Here is a 22,742-nt window from a genome sequence, read left to right as displayed (position 1 = left end):
GTCTCTTTAAACACTGATTTTTAGGCAAAAATCAGTAATAAATAGCGATAATAAACCATACACACCTAAAAGTATGTATAGTACTTTTAGGTGTGTATGGGCTGCCAATGGGCGTTTATCCATGAAGGAGTGATTACTTTCGATACAGTGGTACTTGCAAATTAGTAGGACGGTTTGCTGGGGTATCAAAGCCACGCCCATCTACGTGTTTACTTCCCATAAACAACATATCGTTGTAGATAAAAATAAGATCATAATCGCCTACGGTTTCACCCGCTTTTACTCCAAAAAGTGGAAACTCTTTACCCTTGATGTCTTGAGTTACGTCTACTTCCCACGTAGTTAGTCCTTCAACGGGAGCTGTATTGAGCTGGTCCGCAAACATGGGATGAAGGGGCGTTACTTCAAAACCTTCGTCCAAGATGTAGTCAATCTCAAACGCTCCTTGGGCAATTGGATGCGCGTTTCCCCAAATGGTATGCCCTTTGAAAGTAAACTTTACTAAGGGTAACTGGCCATAAGGGTCTCCTGAACTCACAATAGTTCCCTCAAAACGGTTGTCTGGAAAATATTGAAAATTGCGTTGTACGTAAAAAGGCTCAATTTTGCCCGTACCGAGACGGTCTTCAAAGGGTCTCAATTCGGGCGTGATGCTTACCCACTGACCACCTTGCACATACGTTTTGATTTGTTCGATTGTCATTTTTGTTGATTTTAGTCTTAGTTAATGCGTAGTTTTTGCGCTTGTTCGGGCGTTAGCAACTGTTTCAAATCGGTTTCCCACTTGGAAACCGCCTGCTGAATTATTTCTTTTTTCTGGCCTTGCTTGTAAGCCTCTTCGTGCCCGTTGGCTCTTTCAAGGTTAATCTGATACACGCGGGTTTTTTGCTCCTCCGAGAGTGACAGCTTTTGGGACATTTTGTTGGTAAGGTGTTTTACCTTTTCCTCTTTGCTAAGGCGCGAGTAGATAAATGCTTTGAAGCCAATGGTTGAAATGGCGAGCAGCGCTAGACCGATGATAATTGGGCTTGTTTTCATTTTTCTGTATTGATTAAAATTGATGGTTCAAAATTCTTATCTTTGTCTAGTAATTGCAAGTAGTCCTATTTTATATAAATAGTATAAAAATATAGACTAATGGGAAATAAGCGTAAAAACAAAGATTTTAATCCGAACGGTTGCCCCGTAACGCATTGTATGAACCTGATAGGAGGAAAGTGGAAGCCCGTTATTATTCACTTACTACGAAAAGATTGCAACCGATTTTCGATGTTGCAACGGGCAATACCCGACATCAGTAAGCAAATGTTGGTGAATCAATTGCGGGAAATGGAAGAAGATGGACTGGTGGAAAGAATCATTTACGCGGAGATTCCTCCCCGAGTAGAATACAAAATGTCGGCGTACGGCATGACCCTGTTTCCGATCATTGATGCCATGAGTGAATGGGGACTAAAGGATACGGGAATGGTCAACGCTACGTTGGTTGCGGAGTGAACAAAGCCCCCGTTTCTTTAAAAATCGTATCTTATAAATGCTCCTACGTTTTGGGTGTGCGTAAGCGTACTTTTTCCTGATTGATTAAAATCAAGCATTGCTCCCCCTGCCCAGGCATGGTATTTGGCTCCCAAACGGAACCGCTGTGTGAGGTTCCAAAATTGATTTTTGGGATTGTAAACGGGAAATACCTCGGCTTGAAAAAAGCCTTTCCATTGCGGATTGATGGCGGGTTGATAGCGAAAAAGACCAAACAAATCGACGTTATTTTCTTTTTTTACATCAGTCACAAGCCACCCAAAAAACATGAAATTTCCCTTTTGTCGGTAGTACTGAATCCCCACTTTGGGCGTAAAGCCTGCGTTGAGCAGCGAGGCGACGCCTACGATACCCAGTCCATTTTTGAAATTGTAAGAAACTGCGTTGGTTGAGCCAAAGGCAGTGGGCGAATTTTGATAGTCGGTATTTGCTCGGTTACGGCTAAAAAACAGGAACGACGTGGTTTCGTTTTTGGTATTTTTGAAGTTTTTAAACCACATCAAATCAATTCCTGCCCGTTTATGCCCTGCATACATTTCTACAGATTGGGCATGGGAGGGGATAAAACCTGTGAGTAGGAAAAGAAAAAGACATTTTACACTGTTAATCACCATCGTTGATGCGTGTTATAGGTGTTTTTTCACACAGATGAACGCAGACTATTTTTCACAGATGAACCCAGATTAGTTCTGCGTTTATCTGTGCCTTACATCTGCGTCCATCTGTGTGAAAGGTTATTTTAAGCTATTTGCCCAACAATTTTACGACCAACTCAGCTGCGGCGGCTCCGCTGTTTTGTTGTTGACCCGTAATCAAATTTCCGTCTTGGATTGCGTACGAAGAGAAGGGGGCGGCGACTTTAAAGGTCGTTCCTGCCAATTTTTGAGCTTCGGTCTCGATGCGGTAGGGCTGAATTTTCATGCCAACGGCTTGATCAGCAAACTCTTCCTCAGCATCGGCAAAACCTGTCCACGTTTTTCCTGCGACAATCAGTTCTCCGTTCGATTTTTTAGCTTCGAGCAACAACGTCGTCGAGTGACAAACGGCGGCACTTGGTTTGCCAGTTTCGTAGAAATCCGCAAAAAGTTTCTCTAGCTCGTGGTTGCCCCTGTAGGTGTACATAGGGCCTTGTCCGCCCACCAAAAAGATAGCATCATAGTCGTCTGCCTTTACTTCGGTCAGTTTTTTGGTGTTGGTGAGCATTTCATTGAACCACGGCTGCTGCATGTAGCCAAGCGAAATCACGTCGTGCGCAGAGTACCCACTGGCATCGGTTGGATTGGAATACGTATCCATCTCCAATTTACCACCTTGGGTCGATACCAATTCTACTTCGTAGCCTGCTTCCTGAAATACACGAAGGGGGTGAGTGAGCTCGGCTACCCAGAAGCCAATCGGCCAACCCGTTTGTTGTGAGACACTTGGTGAGCTTACCACCATTAAAATTTGGCCCTTCGTAGGTGCGCCGTGGAAATGTACGTAGCTGTTAATTTCTGTAATCATTGTGATGTGTTTTGGTTGTTTATGGGGCAAAATTGTCTCCTCAAACACTCAAAACCATGTGTACCACTTTTTTGTACGATACGCACTAAAAAGTATGTATAGAATTAAGAGGAGGTATATGTATCTTTGAAGATCAGGTTAAATACATTTAAAAAGGTAGCCTCTGCGAGGCTAAATCTTAGTAGAAAAAAAGATACGGAGACACTCCAAAAGCCCCATCGGGGCGGCCGACGCTCGGTGACATCTTTCACCGAACGTCGGCCACCTCGATGGGGCTTTTTGGTGGATTTGATTCATTTTTCTACTAAGATGTAGCTCCTCTGGAGCAATGAATAGCACTCTATATTTTAATACATTCAACCTGTTTGAAGATCAGGTTTACTAATTACGTGATACAATTTCAAAATGGGAGATTTTAGATACAATGGCAAAATGTACTACAATCCTGTAGAGTTTGCGATGGACCGCATTGGCGGGACGTGGAAAATGCCGATTTTGTGGCGCCTGAAAGACCGCGTGATGCGATACAGTGAATTGCAGAAAGACATTCCGCACATTTCGCAGAAAATGCTCACCACCCAGCTGCGTGAGTTGGAAGAAGATGGGTTTGTTACTCGCAAAGTATATCCAGTGGTTCCACCAAAAACTGAATACACGATTTCGGAGAGAGGGTTACGAGCTATTGAGGTCGTTAATACGATTCGGAATTATGGCCTAGAGTTGATGAAGGAAATGGGAATTACGGACAAATAACTCGCGTTAGCTTAGAGTACTTTAGCCGAAGATTTTTATTTTATCTCCCTTTTATCCGTGTGCTATTATCGACGATTTGAGCACACGGACGATACGGATTAGACACGGATTTTATGGATTTAAAAAATACTCGGGCGGAGTAAGCTTAGAGCTGTTGGTTAAAAAACAGTAGCGTATCTGTAATGTGTTCCTCCCAGTACTCCCAGGAATGCTGCCCTTCAAATTCTTGGTAAATGTGAGGTAGATTGTTGTCTGTTAGGGTTTTGTGGAGTTCTCGGTTGTGCTCAATTAAAATATCTTCGCGGCCACAATCAAAGCGGAAAGGAGGGAGGCTATCTTTGTTTTGAAGTAGGTACTTCCCAACCCCATCTTGCTCCAAGGCATCGGACTTTAGTTGGTCGAAATCAGCCACAAATTCGGCGAGTTGATTGAAGTGGGTAATGCTTGACAAACCCGAAAACGCTCGAAACAACGAGGGGTACTTTGCTCCCAAACGCAATGCCCCGAAACCGCCCATCGAAAGACCCGTGATGAAAACAGGGCTATCGTCGGTAGCTTGGGCGAACTGCTCTTTTACTACTTGAATTACATCTTCGACAATCCAGCGCTCATAATCGGCGGTTTGGTGGGGCACGTAGCCACTCCCGTCACCGTATAGCCCATCCGAGGGCATGGCCAAAATCATGGGTTTAATTTGGCCACTATCCATAAGTTTTTGGGCTGTTTCGTGTACTTTCCCCTTCACTGTCCACGCCCAATGACTACCGTAAACCCCATGTAACAAAATGACGATGGGCAATACGCCTTCGGTAGCAGTGGGGGTATAAACCGTCAAGTCTGCTCTTTTTTTCAACGCATTACTTTTCACTGTTAGGAAGTGTAAGCCTTGAAAGAAAGCATTTTCGGTGGTGAAGAAAGAACTCATAAAGCCGATGGGTTAAAAAACAATTACTCCTTTGGCATTTACTCCTGCGTGCATATCCGTAAACGCCTGCGACAAACTACTGAGGGGATAAGTGCGGGTGACCATTTTATCCAAAATCAAATCGCCTTTGGCATAGAGATTTTGTAAAATGGGGAAGTCGATTTGTGGACGGGTTTTACCGTACAACGGGTTGATATATACCTTATCCCATTCAAACAAGTTCATATCAATCGTGATTTCTTGCTCGATACCGCTGACTTGAACCGCCATGCCTGCATTTCGAACCATGGCCAAAGGCGCAGCCCCTAGGGCAGGAATGGCGGTACATTCAAACGCGTAGTCGGCGCCTCGTCCGTCGGTCATGGTTTTGACTATTTTTGAGGCATTTAGCAAACCGCTGTCGGTTTTTTCGGCTAAAACGGTGTGCGTCGCTCCGTATTCTTTGGCCATTTCGAGGCGCAAAGGGTTGATATCGACGGCGATGATTTTGCCTGCTCCTGCAATGCGCGCTCCTTGAATGACGTTTAAGCCAACTCCCCCCGTTCCTAACACGACCACTGAGGTGCCTGGCTTCACCTTGGCCGCATTGACGACCGAACCATAGCCTGTCATTACCCCACAACCAACGATGGCTGCCGATGAAAAGGGCATTTCAACGTGCATTTTGACGCAAGCGGCTTCACGCACAAGGGTATATTCCGACATGGTTCCGAGGCTAAATGCCCGTTCAATTGGCACACCGTTGTAGGTAGTAGAACCAAACGTAGCGTGCCCTTCGCTTAGTTTATTGCCCGCCGTTACGGCTGAGTTGCGCTCGCAGATGTGTTGGTTGCCTTCTTGGCATTGGAAACACTCGTAGCACGGAATGGCCCAATTGAGCATTACTTTATCGCCCACTCGCAAGGACTTGACCCGATTTCCAACTTTTTTTACAATCCCAGCCCCTTCGTGCCCCATCACCAATGGTTTCCCCCACGACTGAGAATCCCAATCGGTATGGCATACGCCTGCGGCTTTGATTTCTACCAATACTTCATCACCCTGTGGGTCGGCTACGGTGATGGTTTGAATCGAAAATTGTCCGTTACCATCAGCAACGGCGGCTTTGGAGTGTAACATGGGTTTAGGCTTATAAATTAACGCACAGTTAATCGTTAACTGTGTTGAATATCAAAAACTTAGCACCTTTAACGGTTAACAGATAACGGTTAACAGATAACGGTTAACAGTTAACAGATAACGATTAACATTGCTCATTTACTTGAATTAGTGGGCTTTCAACGCATCTCCCTCAAACTGAATTCCGTCCCATCCGTATTTGACGAAGTTACGAATGTTTTGATGGTCTGTTCCTTTGGGGTTGCTGAGAACGTCTTTTCGGTAAAAATCTCCAAAACAATAGAGCGTTTCTTGGGCGCTTAAACCCGAAAGTTTAGCGAAAGAAAATACTTTGCAAGATCCCGAATTTTGGCCTGCTTCGTTGTACGTATCACCGTTTTTGAAGGCGGTTGGGGTAAAGTCAAAATTCGCTTCAATGTAGGCAATGACTTCTTGGAAACTTACTTCGTTGGCTTTGATTTTCTCTAGTATCATGAATTGTTTTTGCGCCAAAGTTATGGAAGAAATTAGAAATTATACCGTTAAAAGTTCCATCAAATCACGTTTAGTACCTGATTTTAGCTCAATAACCTCAAAGCGTTTGGCGGAGGTGTACGACCCCATGTCGGTATCGCTGTTGATGAGAATCGCCCCCATCAAAATCACATATTTACAGTTGTACGTAGTTTTAGCAACCAACTCACAGATGCGGGCGTCGATGGCTTCGTAAATTACTTCGGTAGCTTCAAACAGTGGGGTTTGGGCGGAGAGAATACGCTCTTTTTGTTTCAATAAAATTTGCTCAATCGTATTCATTTGATAGTCTAAATCAGTAACGTTTCCTTCGATGATTTGGTCGTTCATCAATTTAGCCAAAGCTCCTTTAGCCGCTCCACAACAGGCGCTGTTTTTGTGCTGCCCAAATCGGTGGATTTCTCCAATGGTTCCCGTTTTGGTAATCCCGATGTGCGGCCCGTAGTAGATAAACACGGCGCCATTGTCGGGGACGTGGCTGGCAAAAGCGCCCATGCCCGTCAGGCCAGTAAATGGAAACCCGTCTAGGCCACCCATTTTAAAAGGGCCGAGTAATTCTTTGGTACGGGCGGGATATTGAATACTGTTGACGTCGTCGCTGCAAACACTGTCGGCAAGCATCACTTGCTCGGGTTCGAGGTCAAGGTGTTCTTCAATAAAATCAATCAACCGATTGACACTGTCGATGGTCGTAACGGCGTTGGGGTACCACTGACGAATGATTTTTAATTTCTCTTTCTTGAGCATGATTTTTGCGAATTTGGGTTACAAAACAATGTTATTTTGGGGTTGAATGGCGGGCGGAAGGTCAGTTTCGCCGAGCATTTCACGCATGTCAATTTCAATCGTGCGGCTCATCTGGGAAATAGGAACATCGTTGGGGCTACCTTCAAATGGGTTTTCGGTACTTTCGCCCACTTGGTCGAGGGTAGTGTACATCCAGCAAATCAGGATACTAAAAGGAACGACAAACCAAATCATGTGTCCTTGCAACACGCCCGAAATATTCTCGTTGAGTTTGTCAAAATCTTTGAGCATTCCGTAGGGGAGCAAAATGCAGAAAATGCGAATAAAAACAGTGTTGATGGTCGCAAACTGACGTGGGTATGGGAAGTTTTTGATGCGCTCGCTTCGGCCTTGCTGGTCGTACAAATCCTTGATGGCGCGTTGCATTTCAACAAATTGAATACTGTCGATTTGGTTGCTTTTGTAAAGCTCTTTGATGGTTTTGCTTTGTAAACTTAGCACCTGAGCCGCTTTGTTTTTGGTACCCATAATGTACATAAGCTCCTCTTTTGAAAGGTATTTTTCCAACTCGCTTTCCAACGAACTTTGTTTTTCTGGAATAGTGTAATGGCTGTTTTGGTAGTCTTGATTATGCTGGAGGGCTTGTGCTTCCCACGAGCGACTATCCCGCATGGCATAACGCAGGGCGGTCAGCCACGCAAAATGCCGATAAACCAGCTGCTGGGTTTGGGCGGGATTGTCCAAAAAATCGCGTGCCATGACGCCCCAAGCGCGGCTACTGTTCAAAATGCTACCCCAGATTTGGCGGGCTTCCCAGGTTCGGTTGTAGGTTTGGGTATTTTTAAACCCGACAATAAACGCAGTGGCTGTCCCTAACAACGCCACTACAGTCCATGGCAAGGCCAGCCATTCTATGTCCAAGTATTCGTACAAAATGACGGGAATTGCGCCCAAAAAGAAAAATTTGATGATGTTGGAACGCGTCCAGACGAGAAGTTCTGCGGTTGTGTATCTTTTCCCTGCGTGCATGAGAGAATGTAGGTTTTTGTAGTGAATGTACAAATTATTTTATCCTTTCAATAAAATCAAACTTTTGCGTTTGGTGCGTGCCTGATTTATAGAAATTATCAGATAGATGCCTAATACAAGTTGCCTTTCTTTAATTTTACAGCCAATAATAAACCCAGTTCTGTTTTGCTGTTTAGAGATATTATCGGTCACGACGAAACCAAGCGCGCACTGCTTCGTTCGGTACAAACCAACCACGTAGCCCATGCGCAGCTTTTTGATGGGCCTGTGGGAGGCGCAGGAGTAGCGTTGGCGTGGGCTTTTGCCACCTACGTCAATTGCGAAGACCGCCAGCCCGACGATGCCTGTGGGCGTTGTCCTTCGTGCGTCAAAATGCGTAAACTCGTCCATCCCGACGTGTATCATATCTTTCCGCTGCCTCGTACACCCAAAGAGGGAGAAGATTTATTGGCCGAACTTACTCCAAAATGGCGTGCTTTTTTGGAAGAACAACCTTACCGAACACTGCCCGACTGGTTGGCGTATATCAATGCCACTGGCAACCAACAGGGAATTATTCCCATTCGAGAATCTCGCGGAATTATCAGTAAGCTTTCGCTCAAATCGTTTGAAGGAGAGTACAAAATCATGTTGTTTTGGCAACCTGAACTGCTCAATGTGGCCGCCGCCAATGCACTTTTGAAAATTTTGGAAGAACCTCCTGAAAAAACGCTGTTTTTGCTGGTATCGAGCCAATCAGATAAACTGTTGACGACGATCATTTCGCGGACACAACGGGTAGCCGTTCGGGCTTTTGCCGACGACGAAGTGATGCAGTTTCTGACCCAAAAGGGGGTGGATGAGCGTCGGGCAAGGCAAATCGCGTTTTTGTGCGAAGGCAACTTGTCAGAAGCCATGCGCTTGACCCACGAAACCGAAGACGACCGTCACGCGTGGTTTGCCAATTGGATGCGTAAGTGTTACTCGCGTGATTTTGCCGCTTTGGTTAAGCTGGCAGATGAGTTTGATGGTTTGGGCAAAGAAAAACAAAAAGGTATTTTTGATTATACCCTCAATTTATTTCGCGATTTGTTTTTGTGGCAAAATGGCGTGGAGGATTTATTGCGACTGCAAGATGAGGAACTGAGTTTTGTGCAGAAATTTGGGAAAGCTGTCGCACCTTCCGCCATAGAGTTGCTCATTCAAGAAATTACCGATGGGTATTATCACCTTGAGCGTAATGCCCGGGCTAAAGTGCTTTTTTTGGATATTTCATTGAGCGCGGCGCGGAGTATGAGAGGGTAGGAGCTGGGAATGAAAATGTAGCTTGTGCGCCGCCGAAAAAATTTCTAAAATGAGCGGTTCGCTTGTGTTGCTAGAATTGTCCAGCAAGCGGTTTTTTTTGACCAGTTTTAATAAATTCAAAAATGCTTGGTCTTGCTCATACGCCTTTTTTATTTTTTTGAGGGTAAACCAAATGAGTTTATCTTCAAACGTTTTGCTGAAAAAATACGTGTGTGAAGAGCCCGTGTCAGACCAATCGTGCCGTGAAAAGAGCCACAATCCTTCGCCGTGGAAAGGGGACGTGGTCTCATAACCCAAAATTTCCAATAAATAGCCCCCTTTGTAGCACCAATCCACCCCATCCTCGCGGTAGCCAAATATATCTTCTAAGCTGTAATTGTAGGTCGAATCAGGGGTAATTAGTTTCATGCGTGTCATTCGAGGAATGCGCAAATGGTAGCCTTTGGTGTTGTTGGAAAAGCCATTGGTAAGACGGTGGTGAATAAAATCATCTAAGGTTAGATAAATACCGTTGGCATCGTTTACTGATTTACGCTGGGCAAACGATTCTCCAATGGTTGTGGAGCCAATCACTCCTAGCAATTGAAGAAAAACAAACAGTCGTCTCATTAAATTTTAATTCCCTCTTTTATGTCTTCGCGCGCATTGGTAATGATTTGACTTTCAGGAGTCAAGCGGCCAAAAACTTCGACTTTTTCTCCCGATTGTTGCCCACGTCTGACGTCAACGAAACGGGTTTGGCCGTTTTCGACACATATAATGTACTGCCGTTCGGTGGAAGTAATGACGGCTGAAGTGGGTACCGACAAGGCGCCAGGAGAACCGTTAGTTTCTAAAATTACCTCAGCAAACATGCCAGATTTGAAGGAACCGTTTGGGTTTGGCACGTCTATTTCGACGGTTTCTGAGCGAAACTGGTCATTTAAGTCGCCCGAGCGCCGACTGATTTTTCCATGAAAAACTTTGCCTGGCAGAGCGCTAACGGTATAGCTAACGGTTTTGCCTTGTTCAAGGCCTACACTATAAGATTCTGGAATATCCACCACTAGCCTCAAGCGGTTGTGTTGTTGCAGTACCAACATGGGACGTTCCATTTTAGCCCCTGCTCCCACCAATGTTCCAGGATGAACGTTACGTTCGGTGATGACGCCGTCAAAGGGGGCGCGCACCGTTAGGTAGTCCCTGATTCTGGTAAGGGCTCTAAAATTGGCTTCTTCCCCCATGGTATAAGCGCTGTCGGCCATCATTCGGGCGCGCGCTGTTTCTAGCTCAAGCGCTGCTACCGAGCCAGCCACTTTACTACTGGCTTTCAAACGTAAAAAATGCTCCCGACTTGCAGTGAGTAGAGCATTGGCTTTGAGGCTGTTGGAACGGGCAGCTACGAGTTTTTCTTCGGATTCGGGCGAATCTAATACCATTAAAATTTGTCCTTTCCGTACAACACTACCTCGGTCAACCAATACTTTCTCTACAAAACCGTCAGCTTTTGGATAGATATTTACTTCCTGGTAAGCCCTAAATTCGGCAGGCAATTGAATGACATCTCCTACTTTTTCTTGTGATACCCGCCCAAGCGCATACGCAGGTTGCATTTTTTGGTTTTTGCTCTTTTTGGGGGACGCGGGAGCTGGCTCGGACGAGGAATAAAGAACGAAGCCTACAAACGTAATAAATACGGCTAAACAAATAAATACAATGGTTTTCATTGCTATTAATGAGCTAAGGAATGATGAGTGATGGAAGGTGTTTCGGTAATGCTAGATTCAGAAAGTGACTCATAATCAGGGAGAAGAGACGGGTCGTCGAACGAGGTTTTTTGTTGGATTCTCACATATACCTGTGGAACGATGTAAAGAGCCGCTAAGGTGGATGCGATTAGTCCACCGATAACTGCGCGGCCCAAAGGCGCGACTTGCTCGCCTGCTTCGCCCATTCCTAAGGCCATTGGCACCATACCCGCAACCATCGCAAAACTGGTCATAAGAACAGGGCGAAGACGAACCCCCACGCTGTCGATGGCGGCTTGTTTTGCGTTGCGGTAAAGCTTACGAAGCTGTTCGGCATTGGTCACAATTAAAATGGCATTGGCTACCGAAATACCAACCGACATAATGATGCCCATATACGACTGTAGGTTGAGGGTACTGCCCGTTAAAAGCAATAATCCAATGGCGCCAACCAACACCGCAGGAATCGTAGATAAGACTACAATTGAAAGTTTAAATGATTGATAGTTAGCAGATAACAGTAAGAAAATGGCTAGAATTGCTATGGCTAATCCTTCTTGTAAGCTTTGGAGGGTTTCGATAAGCAGCGACGACATCCCTTTGATTTCGGTGAGCAAACCTTTGGGCGTATCGCCTAGTTCAGCCATCGACTTTTCGACTGCTTTGGTAGCATTGCCCAAATCTTTGTGGTGAACGTTGGCCGAAACGGTCACAAAGCGTCGAGGCCCCGTGCGGGCGTATTCGCCAGGTAAAGTGTCCATTGAAAAAATGGCGACATCTGACAAAACAGGGCGAACTTGTCCCGCAACCAGCGGAATTTCTTTCAATTGTGTCAGGTTGCTCATGGCATATTCGGGAATTTGTACCTGTACTTGATAGGTATAAGCCGACTGCTTATCTAGCCATTGGTTTTTTTCGGTATAACGGCTGGACGACGTAGAGGCAGTGACCGAACGGGTGACGTCTTGGAGCGACAAACCCATCAGGGCTAACTTACGGCGGTCTAAGCGGATATTGATAACGGGAAATTTGAGCGGTTGAATAATACGCACATCTCGCAAAAAAGGAACGCTGTCGAGCTTGGTAACCAAGCTGTTTGCATAGTTTTCAATTTGTTTCATGTCTCGCCCCGCGACCTGCACTTCAATGGGTGTATAAGCCCCTTGGCTCATCAGTTTTTCGGTCAGGTCGGCTGGTTCAAACGACAGCGTGAGGTCGGGCATTTGTTCTGCTACGGCGTTCCGCAATCGCTCCTTAAAATCTTGCATATTGGTGTGATAGTCGTTGTTGAGGGCGACTTTAATCACGGCATCGTTTGATCCACTTGTGCTTACGTAGAGGTTGGTAGTGGCATAATTGGTAGGAACTACCCCCACGTAGGCCGACGAAACCGCTAGGTTGCCCTCGGATACCTCATCCACAACCTCCAACAGTTTTTTTACACGCTCTTCGGTACGTTCGAGGCGGGTACCATCGGGGGTTTTCATCCGAATTACCAATTGGCCAGCGTTTAGTTGGGGTAACATATCTTTGCCAATAAGCATAAAACCAACTCCTGCTAATAACAGCACAAGTAAGGTATAGCCTATCACGACCCCGCCATTGTATCTCAACAAGCGCTGAGTTTGCTGAAGAAATTTATTTTTTAGCGAATCAAAAAAAGTAGGTTTTGCTTCAAAGTCAACGTCTTTGGGCGCGTGGTGGACTTTGATTAAATAATTGGAAAGAATCGGAACCAGACTTTGTGCCAAAAAATAGGAGACAGTCATGGCAAAGCCAATCGAAAGTGACAACGGTAAAAACATCGCTTTGGGAACCCCTGTCATTAGAAAAGAAGGTGCAAAAACCGCCAAAATACACAACAAAATCAGCAACAATGGCAGGGCAACCTCTTGACATGCTTCAAAAATGGCCTGTTTTTTAGGTTTCCCCATTTCGAGGTGTTGGTGAATGTTTTCAATCGTGACCGTCGCTTGGTCAACCAAGATACCAATCGCCAAAGACAGGCCAGACAACGTCATAATATTGATGGTCTGACCTGCCAAATTCAACAAAAAAACAGCAATGGTTATGGATACAGGAATAGTTAAAATAACAATCAAAGAACTCCGCCAATCGCCCAGAAAAAGCAATACCATCAGGCCCGTCAGAATGGCTCCAAGCCCGCCTTCAAACAAAAGACTTTTGACGGCATTGATAACAAAAATCGACTGGTCAAACTCGTACGATACCTCAATGTCGTCGGGTAATAAACTTCGCATTTCGGGCAGTTTTGCCTTCAGTTTGGTGACCACATCCCAAGTAGAGGCGTCTGCCGTTTTTACAACAGGAATATAGGACGAACGACTCCCGTTGACCAGCGCATAGCCCGCCGTTACGTCTGAGCCGTCGGCAACGGTGGCTAAATCTTTTAAAAAGATGGTACGGTGGCCTTTGGTAACAATCGAAATTTGATTGAAATCTTCTACTTTATCTTCGAGGGAGTTGAGGGTAGTAATATATGACTTGTTCTCCACCCTGATATTCCCCGATGGAGTCATGACGTTGTTGGCGGCCAGGGCATCGACCACTTCGTCGGGAGATACGTGCAGGCTGCGAATTTTTTCAGGGTTAAGATTGATAACAATCGTTCGGGAGTTGGTGCCAATGGGCGGGGGCGCTGATAACCCAGGAATCGTCGAAAACAGAGGCCGAACGCGGGTAACGGCCAATTCGTGGATTTCTTTCAGCGCCCGTGTTTTGCTGCTAAAGACCAAGTCACCGATGGGGACTGACGAAGCATCGTACCGCACTACTTGGGGGGGTAAAGCACCTGGAGGGAAAAATTTCATTGCGCGATTTACCTGAATCGCAACTTCGGCAGCGGCTTGGGCCATGTCCGTGCCTTCATAAAATGCTAATTTGACAATGGTTAGCCCTTGGACACTACGACTTTGTATTTCTTTTATCCCCGACACGTACAAAAATTGGTCTTGCATACGTGTGGCAAAGAAGCCTTCCATTTGCGCAGGTGACATTCCTCCGTAAGGCTCAATGACGTAAATTGTGGGGGAGTTGAGTTTCGGAAAAATATCAATTGGGATTTTGGTAGAAGCCAAAATGGAAAAAAACAACATCCCCCCAATGAGCACAAGGGCCGATAATGGACTTTTTAATGAAGTGGTTAGAAGCGACATAACGACAAATGGTGGGGCTATCGGTGTTTGAAAAGCTTGAAAAATGACTCAAAGTCGTTGGTAACGTACGCTTTTTGTAAAAGCATGGCGACCGAACGGTGCTGCGTCGTTAGGTAATCTTTCTCGACCGACGTCAGTAATTGGAGGGCTTCACTTAGCCCAAGTATGTTGTCTAAGCCGTTTTGATAACGCGCCAAGCGTTGCTGATACACATCGGTAGCAGCACGAAGCGAACTAGAAAAATCACGAAGCTCGTGTTGCAAAACCGCCAATACTGAATCTGCGGTAGTGGAGATATTTTGTAGCTGAAGCTGCTCGGAGGCTTGCTGAAAACTTGCTTCTTGAACGCGGTATTGCTGTAGCCGAATACGATTGGCTACCCGCCGAAAATCCATTACATTCACAGTGATGGCAAGCCCCGTCAGGACATTGGCGCGGCTATAGACCAAGCCAGCGGGCAGCGGGCCGTACTTATTTTCCACATTGAGACTTGAACCCCGTGCCGACGCGGCGGCTAAGAAGGACACCCTAGGCATGGCCGCTTTCCGAATGACATCTATTTCTGCTGACTGCCTCCGTACGATACTTTCTTGGTATTTCAGTAAGGGGTGATTGGTCGAGACGTCGGTTGGGCGAAGGCGCTCCAAAGACGACTGAAGACGAAACGTCGTGTCTATTTGGAGTGCGTTGACGGGCTTCCCCGTGAGCGTGGCCAACCGTATTTGGGCTTGGTAATAATTTTCTAACACCTGACGATACGCAATCTGAGCTTTGGTGACCTGTACTCTTACAAGCGAGGAGTCTAACCCCGCTTTGATGCCATTGTTGACAAGGTTGGTGATGATTCGTCGAACGGTATCAATGCGGGCAATATTCTGTTGTTCAATGTTTAACTGTTGTCCAAACCGAAGTATTTCTAGGTAGGTACCGATGACCAGTTGCTGTAGTTGAAACTTTTCCTTCTCTACTACTGATTCCCCCACGACGGCTTCGGTACGGGCGAGCTGGTCTTCTGATTTGTACCTGCCAAAATTATAAATCTCCCAATCCATACTCGCTAGAGCAATATTCCCCGAAGCTAAATCCATGCGGTTGACGCCTCTTCGGGCGCCAGAAGTGGGGACAATCAGCCCAAGTGAAAAATACGAACCCGACATGCCGTTGGCGGTACCTAGGTCTATTTGGTCATGCAGTCGTACGTTGGGAAGTCGGCTCTCGCGCATCACGGCGGCATTGGTTCGGGCGGCATCTAGGGCCGCCCTTTTCGCTGCAATGGTGGGATAATGTTGTATCGTCAACTCAATGGCTTGTTCCAAGGTAAGTGTTTGGGCATGAAGGCCGCTAGTGCTGAATAGCACAAGCGAAAAAACAAAGAGAATACAAAGACGACCCGCTATCATGTTTTGGCAAAGGGTAAATGGTGTTGATAATTTGGCGTGCAACAACGTTTTCCCAAAGTACGTACCCATCCCATTAGAGGCTAATTAGACAATTATTAGAATTTGATTAGAAACCCGTTTAGGGGAAGAAATTGGTTACTTTAGCGGTATTAATGAAGTTGAAAAAACATGCCATAACGTGTTATGAATGTATTAGTTGTAGAAGATGATGCGGAACTTGCTCAGTTTATTCAGAAAGGATTGCACTCAGAAGGAAACTCCGTGACGTTGGCTTTTGATGGAACAATTGGCCGCAGTTTTGTCAATGACCATCGCTTTGATGTGGTTGTTTTGGACGTCAGTCTTCCTGGAATGAACGGGTATGATTTGTGCCATTACATAAAACACAATTGGCCAGCTATTCCTGTTTTATTGCTGACGGCCTTGGGGAGTTTAGATAATAAAGTGGCTGGTTTTGAGGCAGGTGCGGACGATTATTTGACAAAACCCTTTGCCTTTAAAGAATTGTTGTTTCGACTCAAGGCTTTGTCGCGCCGTCATTCGGTGCAGCCACTGCTGCCCAAACGGCTCGAAGTAGCCGATTTGGTGCTTGATACGGACTCCCACCAAGTGTGGAGAGCAGGAAAGCGAATTATTCTGACGGCCCGTGAATATGCGTTACTTGAATACCTGCTGATTAACCAAGGCCGCGTCATGAGTCGGGTGAATATTCAAGAAAACGTATGGGACATTCATTTTAATACCAATACCAACGTAGTGGATGTTTATATCAATTATTTACGCCGAAAAATTGATACCGAAGAACCCAAATTGGTGCATACGGTTTTTGGGGTAGGGTACATGATAGGGCTAGAACCATGAGAATTAAACAAAGAATCACCATCGCTTTTGGGCTTTTAGTGGCGACCCTTCTTTTCTTATTTTCAATTTTTATCTATCAAGCTTACGAAACCAACCGCCGTTCGTTGATGAAAAGCCGTTTACAACGAAGGGCGCTTGCGATTCAGTCGTATTTCAAAAACCGAAATGAGTTCTGGCAATCAAGTTACTTGACGCTGCTCGACCAGCACGAAACGTTGTTTGACGAAAATAACAAACGGGTGTATTCTACTTCCGAATCGTACGTTCCATCGGCGGAGATACTGCAAGAAGCCCGTAGAGGAGAAGTTTATTTTAGCTATACTACTTCCACCTGGGAATATCCGATGGAAGGGGTTGCGTTGTCATTTGTCAACCAGGGTAAAAAGTATGTTGCTATCGTAACGGCCTATGATTTGACGGGGCGACAAACGGGTGACAACCTTATCCTGACCTTGATTGCTGGCAATAATATTGCGCTGGTCATCATTGTTTTTGTGGGGTTTTTGTTTGCCCAACGGGCCATGCAACCCTTTGACCGATTGATTCGGCAAATCAATGGAGCCAGTGTCAATGATTTTTCGTTTCGGCTGCAATACGACAATACTAAGCCCAACGAAGCCAGTTATTTGGCCGATGCGTTCAACTTGTTGCTAAATCGTCTTCAGCAGTCAATGCGTAGTCAGGAGCATTTTATTCGCTATGCTTCGCACGAAATACGGACACCCCTGACGGTCGTGAAAGGAATGTTGGAGACAAGTTTGGCCTATGACAAATCGTTGAAAACTACCCGCGAAAGTACCGAAAAAGCCCTCGTTCGTTTGGAAGGTGCCATCGAACTGGCAACGGTGCTCCTGCAGTTGACCGAGGTAGAAGGCTTGAAAGAGAGTCGTTTGCAGGAAGATATAAATGTTGTTGATACTATTTTGGATACGATGGGGTATTTTCAGGAAAAGTACCCAGAGCAGACAGTTGACCTTCAACTGAGCGATTCCTTCATTGAACATAGTTCAGTTATTAAAGTAGTCGGAAACAATAGTTTACTCCGAACGGTTTTAATTAACATCATTGACAATGCCTGTAAGTATTCTGCGCACCAGCCTGTTTTGGTTCATTTGGATTATCAATCGCTTTGGACGATTATTGAAGTTGTTGACAAAGGTATTGGGATTCCTGAATCCCAACTTGCGGAAGTTTTTTTACCAATGATGCGCGCCGAAAATGTAGGGGAAATCAAAGGGTTTGGGCTGGGACTTACTTTAGCAGAAAAGGTCATGACGATTCATCAGGGGAAATTAAAAATTCAATCCGTTCCGAATCAAGGTACTACCGTTTCAATTTATCTTCCCACGACGTTTGTGGATTAAAGCCTTGACTACCACCATACGATTATTATCGCTTGCTATGGTCGTTGCTGCAACGAGCCATTGTGTGAAAAAAAAGTCTAAAAAATGGAGTAACTCGCTCGGTTATTCTTTTTTAGATAAGTGTTTCTAAACTTCCAATACACCTTTTCTACTTATTCAAATGGCTGAATATCAATCTCCGAAAGATCGTGCCTACGTGGATACGCTCATCAATGCTGCTTCCAAGGAGGCGTCTGCTTTTTTAAACCTCAAATACACTGCCGAGCGAAAAGATGGAGCGATTCCTGTCAAATACCGTGAACTGATGTCGGTAGCAGTAGCTCTGACTACTCAATGTGCTTATTGCATCGAGTCCCACATTAAGAACGCTGTTGAGGCGGGAGCCACTCGCGAAGAAATCGCTGAAACTGTTTTTATAGCCGCCGCTCTTCGTGCAGGTGGTGCTGTCGGAAATGGCCTCCTTGCCATGCGCTTGTTTGAAGAGGAGAGTAAGAAAAATGCTGAATAAGATAGCGCGAGGCGCTGCCTCGTGATTATTATCGCAAGGCTTCCAGCCGTTTTTGCCCTAGCTAGGCTGGAAGCCTCTGAATCTTTAGCACGAACGGGACGTTCGCGCTATCTAAGCACGCCCCGAACTACGATTCGGGGCGCACATGGATTCACGTCTCTGACGTGATTTAATTGCTTTTATACGAAACAACGCCTTGTTGATTAATCCCAAAAAAGAGGTAATTGTTGACCGAAATGGCACTTCGTACTTCGCCTTGTAACATAAAGCCCGAACGCGCTTGGGGTACATAACTGAATTTGCCTTGGCCATCGTTGTGTAACAGTACGCCAAAATTGGCATCGTAGTGGCCAAAGCGCAGACGAGTATGAAGCTGATTTCCGCAGAACAATAAGTCTTTTTTGCCGTCTTTGTCGTAATCCAACGCCACCAACGCATGAACAGGCGACGCTTGGACTTCGAGTGGAAGGGCTTGTGGGGCAAATTTTCCATCGTTCCCGCATATAAATAGCGTCGTTGAGAGGTGATTGGCTTCAAGATGCCCTGCACCACTCAATTCCGACGAATCAAAAACATTTTGCAGCGTCGCATCGGCGTACGTTTTGTAGTCGGTGTAGCGTTTTCCCATGATTGGCAATTGACCAATCAACTCATCGCGGGTGACGTACGGGTAGCTTTTTCCTTGAATGTATGTACACAAAATAGGGTCAATTCGGCCATTTTGGTCAAAGTCTTTGAAGTACAATTCGGCAGGTTGTTCTTTCGAGGCTTTCACTTGCGAGTTGAGCCCTAAGTTCCCCACGACTAAGTCCATTTTACCATCGCCGTTGAAATCGTCCACCAGCAATTTGTTCCACCAGCCGCTGTATTTTTGGGCAAAATAGCTATCCGTTTTTTCTTCCAATTTACCATTCACGTTTTCAAACACCGTCACGGGCATCCATTCCCCAACGACAATGAGTTCGGGCTTTTTATCGCCGTTGAGGTCAAGCCAAGCAGCATCCGTGACCATGCCAAGCCCAGCTCCCCAGCCCGCAACGGGGGAATATTTTACTCCCCCTGAGGGACTATTAAGCAAGAGATAACTTTGCGGAGTCTCGGGATAACTTCCTGGCACTACTCGCCCACCCACAAACAAATCAGATTTGCCGTCTCCGTTTACGTCAGCGACTCGAACGCAACTTGTGCTCACGGGCATAGAAGGAAGCGCGGCGGCGTTTTTGGTGAAGTTTCCTTGACCGTCGTTCAAGTAAAGGGCATCTTGCAAAAGCGGGTCGTTGGGCTGAAAATTGGCATACCCTCCGTGGCAAACGTACAAATCAAGGTCTTTATCACCGTCGGCATCGAAAAATACGGCGTCCGAAGCATCGCTCTTCGCGTCTGCCTCAAACGCAGGTTGGGCTTTTTTGGCAAAACGTGGAGCAGCGTCCGAACTGCCTTTTTGTTGTAAAAACAATGCCCCTGCTTGTCCGTTTCCACCTCCAACAAAGACGTCTTCGAGGCCATCGTCATTCACATCGCCTTTGGCAAGACACGGCCCAATGTACGACTGCGGATTAACCATCAAAATCTGACGTTTGAAGTCATTATAGGCTGTCGAAGGCTGTTGGTACGCGATAGGCGAGGAGGTAGGTTGGAAAAGCGGCGTGGGAGAGGCAGTCTTGAAAGAACTCAACGTTGCGTCTTTCTCATTGAGCGTCAGCCATTGGTCACCTTTAACGTTAGAAATGCGTTGTTGTTTGCCGTTAGGCCACGTTACGTGCAGCGAATCGACGGTGGCATTTGTCCCTAATCCAAAATTGAGCACACCCGACACGCTCGACTGATACCCACGCATGGGCATTTGTTCGAGGTACTGAGGTTGGCCTTTTTGGAAAATGGTTACATTGGCACCGATTCCAAAACGATTGTTTTCTGAGCCAGCCAAACTGATTTTGAGGTAGTGGTTTTGGAGCTTTTTGTTGGCATCGTTTTGATAAATAAAAGCGGGGGCATTGATGTTGTTGACCACCAAATCCAAATCTCCGTCGTTGTCCAAGTCGGCATATACCGCACCATTGCTGTTGGAATGTTGCCCCAATCCCCAAGCCAAACCAACGTTTTTGAACGTTAAGTCTTTGTTGTTTTTATAGGCATAATTGACCACGTTTGAGGCGGGCATTTGTTGCACGAGTTTCATAACGTCATCGCGGGTTACGTTGGTCGCATTTTGCTGAAAATCGTTCATGTATTTCAGAAAATCGAGGTTGGTATAGTCGCGAAGGTAGCCATTGGTAATGTAGAGGTCTTTCCAGCCGTCGTTGTCATAGTCAGCAAACAATGCCGCCCAGCTCCAATCGGTGTTGGAAATGCCCGCCATTTGGCCGATTTCGGAGAACCTCACCCCCTGTCCCCCTCTCCTTTCAGGAGAAGGGGTATTGAACCCTCGCCTGGAAGGAGAGGGCAGGGTGAGGTTAAGTTGCAGCATATTCCGCATAAACTGCTTTTGGAAACCCGACCGCACGGTCATGTCAAACTTTTCGTAGTTATCAGGAGCCATGAGCAATTTTTGACGGCGGTTATCTTCGGGCAACATATCGAGGGTAAAAATATCGGGTAAGGCATCGTTGTTCACATCTGCTACGTCGTTCCCCATCGAAAACTGTGAAATATGCCCAATTGACTGCCCAAGTTGGTCGGTAAAACCTCCCTTTTGATTGTTGATGTAGAGGCGGTCGGGGATGGTATAGTCATTGCTTACGTAAATATCAGGCCAGCCATCTTGGTTAAAGTCGGCGATTCCAGCTCCCAAACCATACGAAAGCGGTGAACTATTAATGCCCGATGCAGTAGTAATGTCGGTAAACCGTTTGTTATCGTTCCTAAAAAGTCGAGAGCCACTGACCTCATCATTCATTTTTATCCATTCCGCACTATTGGATTCATTCAAAACGGGCAAAGATTTGATGTTGTGGTTGAGCAAAAACAAATCCAAATCGCCATCGCGGTCATAGTCAAAAAAGTACGCGTTGGTGCTTGAGGCCATGCTGTTAAGGCCATATTCCGCCGCTTGTTCTATGAAGGTAGGAATGCCCTGGGCGTTGTTCCCTTGGTTGATAAACAGCTCATTGGCCTTCTTTTCGGGCATTAAGTTTCCCGAGTGGCAGACGTAGATATCCAAGCGACCATCGCCGTTGACGTCGGCCATGGTTACACCTGTTTTCCAAGGCCCTGGCCGACCTCCCGCTCCCGACGGCAGCGTGATGTCTTCAAATTTCATGTTACCACGGTTGAGGTAGAGTCTATTATCGCTCATGTTGGCCGTAAAATACAGGTCTTCGAGCCTGTCACCGTTGAGGTCACCCACGGCCACGCCTCCTCCATTGTAGAAATATTCGTACATCAATACGTTGGTATTGAGTCCTTCGTTGATGATGTTTTGAAAATCAACGCCTGTTTGTTCGGCGGTTAGCTGCGTAAAAAGTGTGGGTTCGCTGGATGCTTGTTCGTCTTTATCATCTGACGTTTTGGTACAGCTGGCGAGAAAAAAGGTGAAACAAGCAATATAAAGAGTAGATGTTAGCTTCATAAAAAAGTAGGAATCGAAGGTAAATTAGGGAAACTGACGACAAAATTGAATAATATCTTTTAGGTCTTTTTCATTTCTAAAGTCGGGCCTGTTTTCTTGTAAATAATTCGTAATCTGCTTTTTATACTTAGGAAGTATTTTAAAAAGCGATGATTTTGTCGCTTTATAGCAGCTGTTGTTTTTGTCAATAAAGTAATAAGTAGTGTTTTTACTAAAGACAACATCACCTTTGGGGTCAAGCTTTTGGACAGAGCCATTTCCGTTGGAAAAAACGGTAAATGTTCGAATAGATGAGGCTCCTGTTGATTGTTGATATGCCCCAATTTTTTCCAGATTAGCTAACCTAAATTGCTGTTTTCGGCCAAGCCGAACGGAAGAAGAATCGTTGGCTTCGATAAGCAAGTAACCATATTTGGGGGCAAAAACAAAAGGTTGTTTCCCTACAAGAATCATTTTAATCAGTTGCTCATTGGCAAGTGATAGGGTGTCATTTTGTACCCCTACGAAATGAATTTCTCCCAAAAGCAAGTTATAGTTAAGCTGGGCGTTTGTGGTATGCCCATTATAAAAAATAACCTTTCCTGGTTGAAATTGGGGGTAAAAGTATTGCACAGTGGCGGGAATAGCTTTTTTGGGGTCTTCCCCTGCCTTTACCTTAAAAAACTCTTGTGCCTTCATTGGATGAATGAAGAACAGCATTACTAAGAATAAACTAACTGCCTTCATGGT

At 45.7% G+C, this 22,742-nt stretch carries 21 protein-coding genes; 6 read left to right on the top strand and 15 right to left on the bottom strand.

Features of this window, described 5'->3' with window-relative positions; genetic code table 11:
• Positions 1-133: 133 nt before the first annotated feature.
• Both AC23P2_RS22800 and AC23P2_RS22795 read right to left on the bottom strand, forming a co-directional pair.
• A complete protein-coding gene (locus AC23P2_RS22800; RefSeq protein ID WP_487775343.1) occupies positions 134-703 on the bottom strand; it encodes a hypothetical protein in 570 nt (189 codons plus the stop codon).
• Positions 704-720: 17 nt separating this feature from the next.
• Positions 721-1,038, bottom strand: coding sequence for a DUF4890 domain-containing protein (locus AC23P2_RS22795; RefSeq protein WP_487775342.1), 318 nt, complete (start codon positions 1,036-1,038; stop codon positions 721-723).
• A gap of 99 nt (positions 1,039-1,137) precedes the next feature.
• On the opposite strand from AC23P2_RS22795, the gene AC23P2_RS22790 reads away from it, so the two are divergent.
• Positions 1,138-1,497 (top strand): winged helix-turn-helix transcriptional regulator, encoded by a 360-nt coding sequence (locus tag AC23P2_RS22790; RefSeq protein WP_487775341.1) that lies wholly within the window; start codon positions 1,138-1,140, stop codon positions 1,495-1,497.
• Positions 1,498-1,514: 17 nt separating this feature from the next.
• Here the strand turns inward: AC23P2_RS22790 and AC23P2_RS22785 are convergent, their stop codons facing one another.
• A complete protein-coding gene (locus AC23P2_RS22785) occupies positions 1,515-2,150 on the bottom strand; it encodes a hypothetical protein (RefSeq protein WP_487775340.1) in 636 nt (211 codons plus the stop codon).
• Positions 2,151-2,280: 130 nt separating this feature from the next.
• Positions 2,281-3,039: a type 1 glutamine amidotransferase domain-containing protein gene (locus tag AC23P2_RS22780; RefSeq protein ID WP_487775339.1), complete on the bottom strand. Its 759-nt coding sequence runs from the start codon at positions 3,037-3,039 to the stop codon at positions 2,281-2,283.
• 405 nt (positions 3,040-3,444) lie between these two features.
• Between AC23P2_RS22780 and AC23P2_RS22775 the strand changes: the two genes are divergently transcribed.
• Positions 3,445-3,792: a winged helix-turn-helix transcriptional regulator gene (locus tag AC23P2_RS22775; protein WP_028521779.1), complete on the top strand. Its 348-nt coding sequence runs from the start codon at positions 3,445-3,447 to the stop codon at positions 3,790-3,792.
• A gap of 145 nt (positions 3,793-3,937) precedes the next feature.
• On the opposite strand, the gene AC23P2_RS22770 is transcribed toward AC23P2_RS22775, so the two are convergent.
• From AC23P2_RS22770 to AC23P2_RS22750, 5 genes are all read right to left on the bottom strand, one after another.
• A complete protein-coding gene (locus tag AC23P2_RS22770) occupies positions 3,938-4,717 on the bottom strand; it encodes an alpha/beta hydrolase (RefSeq protein WP_487775338.1) in 780 nt (259 codons plus the stop codon).
• Positions 4,718-4,729: 12 nt separating this feature from the next.
• The gene (locus tag AC23P2_RS22765) at positions 4,730-5,836 is read right to left on the bottom strand and encodes an alcohol dehydrogenase catalytic domain-containing protein (RefSeq protein WP_487775337.1); all 1,107 of its coding nucleotides are present in this window, start codon (positions 5,834-5,836) and stop codon (positions 4,730-4,732) included.
• Between the two features lie 147 nt (positions 5,837-5,983).
• Positions 5,984-6,310 carry a HopJ type III effector protein gene (locus AC23P2_RS22760; protein WP_487775336.1) on the bottom strand — a complete coding sequence of 109 codons (327 nt, stop codon included), beginning with the start codon at positions 6,308-6,310 and terminating at the stop codon, positions 5,984-5,986.
• Positions 6,311-6,349: 39 nt separating this feature from the next.
• Positions 6,350-7,096 (bottom strand): hypothetical protein, encoded by a 747-nt coding sequence (locus AC23P2_RS22755; RefSeq protein WP_487775335.1) that lies wholly within the window; start codon positions 7,094-7,096, stop codon positions 6,350-6,352.
• 18 nt (positions 7,097-7,114) lie between these two features.
• Positions 7,115-8,125: a bestrophin family protein gene (locus AC23P2_RS22750; protein WP_487775334.1), complete on the bottom strand. Its 1,011-nt coding sequence runs from the start codon at positions 8,123-8,125 to the stop codon at positions 7,115-7,117.
• A gap of 165 nt (positions 8,126-8,290) precedes the next feature.
• On the opposite strand from AC23P2_RS22750, the gene AC23P2_RS22745 reads away from it, so the two are divergent.
• Positions 8,291-9,409 (top strand): DNA polymerase III subunit, encoded by a 1,119-nt coding sequence (locus AC23P2_RS22745; RefSeq protein ID WP_487775333.1) that lies wholly within the window; start codon positions 8,291-8,293, stop codon positions 9,407-9,409.
• Here the strand turns inward: AC23P2_RS22745 and AC23P2_RS22740 are convergent.
• Genes AC23P2_RS22740 through AC23P2_RS22725 form a run of 4 tightly spaced genes read right to left on the bottom strand, consistent with a single transcriptional unit; the run spans position 9,377 to position 15,781 of the window.
• On the bottom strand, positions 9,377-10,018 hold the full coding sequence (locus tag AC23P2_RS22740) for a hypothetical protein (protein ID WP_487775332.1): 642 nt from the start codon (positions 10,016-10,018) through the stop codon (positions 9,377-9,379). The two genes, AC23P2_RS22745 and AC23P2_RS22740, sit on opposite strands and share 33 nt — an antisense overlap.
• Entirely contained in the window at positions 10,018-11,115 is a 1,098-nt protein-coding gene (locus AC23P2_RS22735; RefSeq protein ID WP_487775331.1) for an efflux RND transporter periplasmic adaptor subunit, read from the bottom strand. The genes AC23P2_RS22740 and AC23P2_RS22735 overlap by 1 nt, the downstream gene beginning before the upstream one ends.
• A 5-nt stretch (positions 11,116-11,120) precedes the next feature.
• The gene (locus tag AC23P2_RS22730) at positions 11,121-14,312 is read right to left on the bottom strand and encodes an efflux RND transporter permease subunit (protein ID WP_487775330.1); all 3,192 of its coding nucleotides are present in this window, start codon (positions 14,310-14,312) and stop codon (positions 11,121-11,123) included.
• 17 nt (positions 14,313-14,329) lie between these two features.
• Positions 14,330-15,781 carry a TolC family protein gene (locus AC23P2_RS22725; protein WP_487775329.1) on the bottom strand — a complete coding sequence of 484 codons (1,452 nt, stop codon included), beginning with the start codon at positions 15,779-15,781 and terminating at the stop codon, positions 14,330-14,332.
• 114 nt (positions 15,782-15,895) lie between these two features.
• Between AC23P2_RS22725 and AC23P2_RS22720 the strand changes: the two genes are divergently transcribed.
• The 3 genes from AC23P2_RS22720 to AC23P2_RS22710 all read left to right on the top strand — a co-directional run bounded on the left by AC23P2_RS22720 (position 15,896) and on the right by AC23P2_RS22710 (position 18,445).
• Positions 15,896-16,573: a response regulator transcription factor gene (locus AC23P2_RS22720; RefSeq protein WP_472487816.1), complete on the top strand. Its 678-nt coding sequence runs from the start codon at positions 15,896-15,898 to the stop codon at positions 16,571-16,573.
• The gene (locus AC23P2_RS22715) at positions 16,570-17,937 is read left to right on the top strand and encodes a sensor histidine kinase (RefSeq protein ID WP_487775328.1); all 1,368 of its coding nucleotides are present in this window, start codon (positions 16,570-16,572) and stop codon (positions 17,935-17,937) included. The genes AC23P2_RS22720 and AC23P2_RS22715 overlap by 4 nt, the downstream gene beginning before the upstream one ends.
• A gap of 160 nt (positions 17,938-18,097) precedes the next feature.
• Positions 18,098-18,445, top strand: coding sequence for a carboxymuconolactone decarboxylase family protein (locus AC23P2_RS22710; RefSeq protein WP_472487814.1), 348 nt, complete (start codon positions 18,098-18,100; stop codon positions 18,443-18,445).
• A 169-nt stretch (positions 18,446-18,614) separates the two neighbouring features.
• On the opposite strand, the gene AC23P2_RS22705 is transcribed toward AC23P2_RS22710, so the two are convergent.
• Complete coding sequence (locus tag AC23P2_RS22705; protein WP_487775327.1) at positions 18,615-22,013, bottom strand: VCBS repeat-containing protein; 3,399 nt, start codon at positions 22,011-22,013, stop codon at positions 18,615-18,617.
• A gap of 24 nt (positions 22,014-22,037) precedes the next feature.
• Entirely contained in the window at positions 22,038-22,739 is a 702-nt protein-coding gene (locus AC23P2_RS22700) for a hypothetical protein (RefSeq protein ID WP_487775326.1), read from the bottom strand.
• Between the last annotated feature and the right edge of the window lie 3 nt (positions 22,740-22,742).

The organism is Runella sp. R0.1_18, from assembly GCF_057652155.1.
Note: the sequence above shows the minus strand (reverse complement) of the source record. Positions and strands in the feature narration are given on the sequence as shown.

Coding starts and splice junctions, on each gene's coding strand:
- AC23P2_RS22800 (WP_487775343.1), bottom strand. CDS start 703: ATGACAATCGAACAAATCAAAACGTATGTGCAAGGTGGTCAGTGGGTA.
- AC23P2_RS22795 (WP_487775342.1), bottom strand. CDS start 1,038: ATGAAAACAAGCCCAATTATCATCGGTCTAGCGCTGCTCGCCATTTCA.
- AC23P2_RS22790 (WP_487775341.1), top strand. CDS start 1,138: ATGGGAAATAAGCGTAAAAACAAAGATTTTAATCCGAACGGTTGCCCC.
- AC23P2_RS22785 (WP_487775340.1), bottom strand. CDS start 2,150: ATGGTGATTAACAGTGTAAAATGTCTTTTTCTTTTCCTACTCACAGGT.
- AC23P2_RS22780 (WP_487775339.1), bottom strand. CDS start 3,039: ATGATTACAGAAATTAACAGCTACGTACATTTCCACGGCGCACCTACG.
- AC23P2_RS22775 (WP_028521779.1), top strand. CDS start 3,445: ATGGGAGATTTTAGATACAATGGCAAAATGTACTACAATCCTGTAGAG.
- AC23P2_RS22770 (WP_487775338.1), bottom strand. CDS start 4,717: ATGAGTTCTTTCTTCACCACCGAAAATGCTTTCTTTCAAGGCTTACAC.
- AC23P2_RS22765 (WP_487775337.1), bottom strand. CDS start 5,836: ATGTTACACTCCAAAGCCGCCGTTGCTGATGGTAACGGACAATTTTCG.
- AC23P2_RS22760 (WP_487775336.1), bottom strand. CDS start 6,310: ATGATACTAGAGAAAATCAAAGCCAACGAAGTAAGTTTCCAAGAAGTC.
- AC23P2_RS22755 (WP_487775335.1), bottom strand. CDS start 7,096: ATGCTCAAGAAAGAGAAATTAAAAATCATTCGTCAGTGGTACCCCAAC.
- AC23P2_RS22750 (WP_487775334.1), bottom strand. CDS start 8,125: ATGCACGCAGGGAAAAGATACACAACCGCAGAACTTCTCGTCTGGACG.
- AC23P2_RS22740 (WP_487775332.1), bottom strand. CDS start 10,018: ATGAGACGACTGTTTGTTTTTCTTCAATTGCTAGGAGTGATTGGCTCC.
- AC23P2_RS22735 (WP_487775331.1), bottom strand. CDS start 11,115: ATGAAAACCATTGTATTTATTTGTTTAGCCGTATTTATTACGTTTGTA.
- AC23P2_RS22730 (WP_487775330.1), bottom strand. CDS start 14,312: ATGTCGCTTCTAACCACTTCATTAAAAAGTCCATTATCGGCCCTTGTG.
- AC23P2_RS22725 (WP_487775329.1), bottom strand. CDS start 15,781: ATGGGTACGTACTTTGGGAAAACGTTGTTGCACGCCAAATTATCAACA.
- AC23P2_RS22720 (WP_472487816.1), top strand. CDS start 15,896: ATGAATGTATTAGTTGTAGAAGATGATGCGGAACTTGCTCAGTTTATT.
- AC23P2_RS22715 (WP_487775328.1), top strand. CDS start 16,570: ATGAGAATTAAACAAAGAATCACCATCGCTTTTGGGCTTTTAGTGGCG.
- AC23P2_RS22710 (WP_472487814.1), top strand. CDS start 18,098: ATGGCTGAATATCAATCTCCGAAAGATCGTGCCTACGTGGATACGCTC.
- AC23P2_RS22705 (WP_487775327.1), bottom strand. CDS start 22,013: ATGAAGCTAACATCTACTCTTTATATTGCTTGTTTCACCTTTTTTCTC.
- AC23P2_RS22700 (WP_487775326.1), bottom strand. CDS start 22,739: ATGAAGGCAGTTAGTTTATTCTTAGTAATGCTGTTCTTCATTCATCCA.